The 5,608-nt window shown below is 37.8% G+C and carries 6 protein-coding genes; 5 read left to right on the forward strand and 1 reads right to left on the reverse strand.

Features of this window, described 5'->3' with window-relative positions; translation table 11 throughout:
- Window positions 1-276 precede the first annotated feature (276 nt).
- The 3 genes from AC3AX0_RS05995 to AC3AX0_RS06005 are packed head-to-tail and all read left to right on the forward strand — an operon-like array spanning window position 277 to window position 3,347.
- Window positions 277-660, forward strand: coding sequence for a GntR family transcriptional regulator (locus AC3AX0_RS05995; RefSeq protein WP_487549397.1), 384 nt, complete (start codon window positions 277-279; stop codon window positions 658-660).
- Window positions 647-1,549 carry an ATP-binding cassette domain-containing protein gene (locus AC3AX0_RS06000; RefSeq protein WP_487549398.1) on the forward strand — a complete coding sequence of 301 codons (903 nt, stop codon included), beginning with the start codon at window positions 647-649 and terminating at the stop codon, window positions 1,547-1,549. Before AC3AX0_RS05995 ends, AC3AX0_RS06000 begins: the two co-directional genes overlap by 14 nt.
- Window positions 1,524-3,347: a hypothetical protein gene (locus tag AC3AX0_RS06005; RefSeq protein ID WP_487549399.1), complete on the forward strand. Its 1,824-nt coding sequence runs from the start codon at window positions 1,524-1,526 to the stop codon at window positions 3,345-3,347. Before AC3AX0_RS06000 ends, AC3AX0_RS06005 begins: the two co-directional genes overlap by 26 nt.
- 117 nt (window positions 3,348-3,464) lie before the next feature.
- Here the strand turns inward: AC3AX0_RS06005 and AC3AX0_RS06010 are convergent, their stop codons facing one another.
- Complete coding sequence (locus AC3AX0_RS06010; RefSeq protein ID WP_487549400.1) at window positions 3,465-4,031, reverse strand: biotin transporter BioY; 567 nt, start codon at window positions 4,029-4,031, stop codon at window positions 3,465-3,467.
- 179 nt (window positions 4,032-4,210) lie between these two features.
- On the opposite strand from AC3AX0_RS06010, the gene AC3AX0_RS06015 reads away from it, so the two are divergent.
- Together AC3AX0_RS06015 and AC3AX0_RS06020 are read left to right on the forward strand one after the other, a co-directional pair.
- Window positions 4,211-5,197, forward strand: coding sequence for a biotin--[acetyl-CoA-carboxylase] ligase (locus AC3AX0_RS06015; protein WP_487549401.1), 987 nt, complete (start codon window positions 4,211-4,213; stop codon window positions 5,195-5,197).
- A gap of 50 nt (window positions 5,198-5,247) precedes the next feature.
- On the forward strand, window positions 5,248-5,608 hold a 361-nt coding region (locus tag AC3AX0_RS06020; protein ID WP_487549402.1), incomplete at its 3' end, for a nucleoside deaminase.

Raw genomic sequence — 5,608 nt, forward strand, 5'->3', positions numbered from 1 at the left:
AGTGCATTTCCTATAATTAGGAATAGATAATCTATAAATACATTTTTGAATTTATCAAGCTTTTCATTTTTGCTCATTTTTTCTCCTTTTGTCGCGTGTATTTCTTGTTGGCTACGCGTCTAACGCGTCAAAGATACTACAAAATCTTCTTTAATGCAAGAGGTTTTTGGAATATTCACAAAAACAGTTGACCGAGACTGTACTAGGGTATATAATACAGTTGTGCTGTACTATGTGCATTGGTACAGTTGTTAAATAATCAAAGGAGGGATAGAGATGATAATCATTGACAGCAACAGCACCAAGTCAATATACGAACAGATTTACGATGAATTCGTCAGGTTAATAACTACCCGTGTCCTCAAACCAGATGAGAAGCTGCCTTCAGTCAGGGAGTTGGCCACAACTGTCAGGATAAATCCAAACACAATCCAAAAAGCCTACAAGCTGCTGGAGAGCAAGAAATTCATATATTCCATTCCAGGGAAGGGTAATTTTGTTGCAAAAAACGACAAAGTCGTATTGGCTGAAACAAAGGTCATAGAAGAGGACTTTAAAAAGGACATTAGGAAATTGAAAAAACTGGGAGTTGGGGATGACAGGATAATATCCCTTGCCAGGGAGACACTAAAAGGAGATGACTACAATGCTACAGATTAATTCACTGAACAAGAGCTTCAGGGACTTCAAGGCGCTGAAGGATATATATTTGAATGCGGAAAAGGGACAGATTTACGGGCTGGTTGGATCAAACGGTTGCGGAAAGACCACTCTTTTGAAGCATATAATACAGATTTACAGACAGGATGAGGGAGATATTTACTTCAACGAGGAAATAATTAATGAAAATTCCGAGGAAATAAAGGACTTCTATTATGTGCAGGATGACCTGTTCTTTCCACAGGGTAGTACTCTTAAGAGTCTTTACGACTATGAAAAGCTACTTTATAAAAATATTTCCATTGAGAAGTTCAACAAGCTTGTGGAATATTTCAATGTGGATATAAACAAGAAGCTTTCAAACATGTCAAAGGGTCAGAAGAGACAGGCGGCCTTCATTCTTGCAATGAGTGCATGTCCTAAGGTTCTACTTCTTGACGAAATTGTGGACGGACTAGATGCGGTAGTTAGAAGAAAATTCTGGAGTGTACTCATCAAGGAAGTGATTGAGAATGAAATGACGGTTATTATCTCTTCTCATGCACTTAAGGAACTTGACAATATCTGCAACAAGGTTGGAATAATGCATGAGGGAACCATTATTAAGGAAGAGGAGATGGAAACTTTAAAGGAAAACCTGAAAAGGGTGCAGTTTGCCATAGATGGAGACTTCGAAGAAAAAATAAATGCCTCCTTCAATATTATTAAGTCGGTGAAGATAGGAAGCGTATACTTTACAACCCTCAGGGGAAGTATTGATGAATTTAGGAAGTCTCTTGAAAGCAGGTATCAGGTGCTCATATTTGACGAGCTTCCAATAAATCTAGAAGAAATATTCATTACGGAACTAGGAGGTGCAGGATATGGAACTGAAGAATTTGATGCATAAAAATTCCACCACCATTATTTTAAACAGGCTGAAGGAAAAGAGGAACTGGTTTTTAGTTTCTTTTACAATAATGCTTATAACAGTAGTGATTTTACCAATAGCCATGGGCAACGGAATAGATGAGGAGAATATTGTTTTAGGAATGGTTGAGATATTCTTTTTGGTCTACATAAACTGCATGATAGATTTAAGTTACTTACATGACCAAAGGAAGCTCAGTTACAATATTTCAAAACCAATTACAGACATACAGAAGATAAATATAACAATAATAGTAAATGTCATATTTACTGCAGTTCTTGTAGCTTTTCTTGGAATCATTGCGGTTTCAACAGACAGTTCTTATATAGGTGAAATGTTCATGGTTACAATACCATGGCTATTGGCGGGTATATTCACAGCGGCATTGTCAAGCATACTTACTGGAAACACAGTTGCTGCAGGCTTTGCTACCATTATCAATTTCACCCTGCCTCTATTGGTACTAGCCATAATAAACTATTTCTTTCAAATTGTGGAAGACATAGCGGTAGGATTCAATTCCAATATACTTTTCAATAACTTTCTTGAGAATATATACAGGATAGACATTCTATATTTTGTTAAGTATATTGATGAAGACTTTGATTTCACATATTTACTAGTCCTTGCGGGAGTGCTTATATTCCTTTATGGATTAATTCTGACAATGTCAAAGAGAAGAAAGCATGAAAGGGCTGGAGACCTTGTTGTTGTGGATGGATACAAGAGCGTCATATCCATACTTGTGGCAGCACTTGCACCTGCCGTATTTTCAGTGTTGTTTTATAATACGGACTTTACAGGAAGGATGATATCCTTTGTACTTCTTTCGGCATTGGCTTTCTATCTGATAAATGCAATTCTGGAAAAGTCCTTCAGGATAAATCAGTTTGCAGTTAAGCTTTTCATAGGATTCATAGTTTTCTTCCTTCTGTTTATAGTAGTGTCGGATGTAACTACTGAAAAATTTGAGAAGAAGGTACCTCTAGCAGTGGATGTAAGTTCAGTATATATCAGTCAAAACACCTGGGTTTATTCCATGGAGAAGGAAGAAGGAATGCAGGTATATTCTGCAGATGAACAATTTATAGAAGGGTCCGACAGCGTGCTTTTCAGTAGCCCGGGAAGCATACAAAGCATAATCAACATGCATAAGGAAATTGTCAAGGATCAGGACTATTACTATGACATGAACTTTGTCATTGTGTATTTCATGAAGGACGGTAGTAGCCTTTACAGATACTATGATCTTGATTATGATGAGGAATACAAGGGTGAAAAGGACAGGTTTATTACGAATTTCGTCAACAGTCAGGAGTTTAAGGAAAAGAGGCTGAAGTTTGTATATGATGATGAATACTACAACAATCTTAACATAACAGATATTGTAGTAACCTATGAGGATGAGAATTACAATTCGAAAGTTGTGGGCCTTGAACTTGGGGATGTGGACATTAACATATTGAGAATGAACATGCAAAAAGACTACGACGACTATCTAAGTAGCTGCGGGTCCTGCATGAATATGGCTGTTAATGTTTTTACAAACGATTACAATTTTGATGACTACTATTACAAAAACAGAAATGACAGAATCATACCCAGTCAGTCAATAATTGAAACAGAGATGGTGGAAAAGGAAGATAGTTACAGCATCAATTTGATTACCGAAAATGACAATTACACGAATTATGATTTCAAGAATAAGGATGTTTACCTGAGAATATACAGGAATATGGGTAACACCTTCAATTATATTGATGGTTTAAATAAGTAAATGATTTGACAATTGAATTGGCACAACAAAAGCGAGCCCTCAAGCTCGCTTTTGTTGTGCTATATAAAATTTTATTTGTATAGCATATTCAATTGAAATTGTTAATGTTTTAATTGTTTACGCTGCAGACCTGTAATCATGCTTTTTTACAACGTGTATCAGCTTGCTTCCAAGGTATGATGCTATGAAGCATTTAACTGCATCTCCAGGAAGGAAGATGAGAACTGCAGGTCTTAAGAGACCTCCCATTGTTACGGCCACTCCGTTTACCTTTGCAAGTACGAAGTAGAGGTATGGATATCCTATTGCGTATATTACTAGAGTTCCAAGTAGACATGTTCCAAGTATTTTAAGGAAGCTTGGCTTTGCGTCTTTTTCAAGTATTAGACCTACAAGGTAAGCTGCAGCTATGAAGCCAAGGAGGTATCCAAAGGTTGGGCTGAAAATATACTGGAATCCGCCTGTACCTCCTGCGAAAACTGGAAGACCAATAAGCCCCATGACTATATATAGTATCTGTGAAAGTGCTCCAAGTTTTGAACCTAGGAAAATTCCTGCCATGACTGTGAACAAAAGCTGCATGGTTATTGGTGCTGGACCTACTGGTATGGAGATGAATGCTCCTATTGCAGTCATTGCTGCGAATAATGCGGTAAGTATCATTTCTCTAGTACTGATTTTCATAAAAACTCCTCTTGTTTAATATAGTGCTTTTGACCTTTAAATCATATAGTGGTATAATTGCTTTGTAAACTTTTTTTGGTTTGTTTGTTTACAATGATATATTAAAGGATGATGATTGTCAACTTGTTTTTCGAGTTGGTTTACAATAGAAAGACAATTGGTTGACGAAAGGTGACGAAATGAAAGAAAAAATTATACATATATTGAACAATGAAAAAGATTTTGTATCCGGCGAGGAAATCAGCAAGATACTTGGTGTCAGCAGGGCTGCGGTATGGAAGCATATGAAGGCTTTGAAGGAAGAGGGTTATGAGATAGAGTCCGTAACCAGGAAAGGGTATAGGCTAGTAGCGTCTCCGGACCTTCTTACTGAAGAGGAAGTAAGAAAACATTTATCATCCTCTGTAATGGGAAGAAAAATCATGTATTTTGATTCTTTAGAATCAACAAATACAACAGCCAAGGACCTGGCTGACAAAGGACAGGAACACGGCACTGTTATAGTTGGTGAAGAGCAGTTTGCCGGCAAGGGAAGGCTTGGAAGAAGCTGGGTATCTCCAAAGTACAAGGGAATTTGGATGTCTTTCATACTGAGACCGGAAATCAATCCAATGCTAATCGCCAAAATAACACAGGTTGGAGCAGCTGCAGTGGTGAAGGCTGGAGAGGAGATGAATCTTGACTTAAAGGTGAAGTGGCCAAACGACATAATACTCAATGACAAAAAGATTTGCGGAATACTTACTGAAATGAGCTCCGAGCTTAACCAGATAAATTATGTAATACTTGGAATAGGAATAAATGCCAACCTTGATCTTGAGGATTTTGATGAGGAACTTGTGTTGAAGGCATCCTCCATCAAGATGGAATTGGGAGAGGCTGTGGACAGGAAGGAGCTTGTAGGAAAGATAATCAACAATTTTGAAAAGCTATACGACAGCTTCATGGCAGATGGTAGAGGTCTTGATTCCATAAGTATATGCAGGGAAAAATCCATTCTAATAGGAAGGGAAGTAAGAGTTATCAAGGGTGGAAAATCTACTGAAGCAAAGGTTTTGGATCTTAATGACGACGGAGAGCTTGTTGTTAAAAAGAAGAATGGCGAAGTTGAAAAGCTTTTCTCCGGGGAAGTTTCAGTTAGAGGAAAAAATGGATATGTGTTATAATAGTTAGTAGAAATTTGACAGTAGAAATCTAATGATTGTGAAGGTAAATTATGAAAGATTATTTTATGAATAAAGCAATTTTGGAAGCCGAAAAAGCATATGACATGGAAGAGGTTCCAGTAGGAGCTGTTGTAGTGAAAGACGGAAAAATAATCGGCAAAGGATTTAACCAGAAGGAAAGTGCCAAGGATGCAACGAAGCATGCGGAAATACTTGCAATCAATGAAGCCTGCAAGACGCTGGACACCTGGCGGTTAAAGGGATGTACCATGTATGTCACCCTTGAACCCTGCGCCATGTGCGCCGGAGCTCTTGTGAACTCGAGGATAGAGAATCTTGTAATAGGAGCAAGTGATCCAAAGACTGGAGCCTGTGGTTCTATTTTCAACATCGTGAATGAGGAAAAGCTTA

It is taken from the genome of Dethiosulfatibacter sp., from assembly GCF_983023055.1.

Bases quoted from the DNA above. Each gene is read 5' to 3' on its own strand.
- AC3AX0_RS05995 (WP_487549397.1), top strand. From the start codon at position 277: ATGATAATCATTGACAGCAACAGCACCAAGTCAATATACGAACAGATT.
- AC3AX0_RS06000 (WP_487549398.1), top strand. From the start codon at position 647: ATGCTACAGATTAATTCACTGAACAAGAGCTTCAGGGACTTCAAGGCG.
- AC3AX0_RS06005 (WP_487549399.1), top strand. From the start codon at position 1,524: ATGGAACTGAAGAATTTGATGCATAAAAATTCCACCACCATTATTTTA.
- AC3AX0_RS06010 (WP_487549400.1), bottom strand. From the start codon at position 4,031: ATGAAAATCAGTACTAGAGAAATGATACTTACCGCATTATTCGCAGCA.
- AC3AX0_RS06015 (WP_487549401.1), top strand. From the start codon at position 4,211: ATGAAAGAAAAAATTATACATATATTGAACAATGAAAAAGATTTTGTA.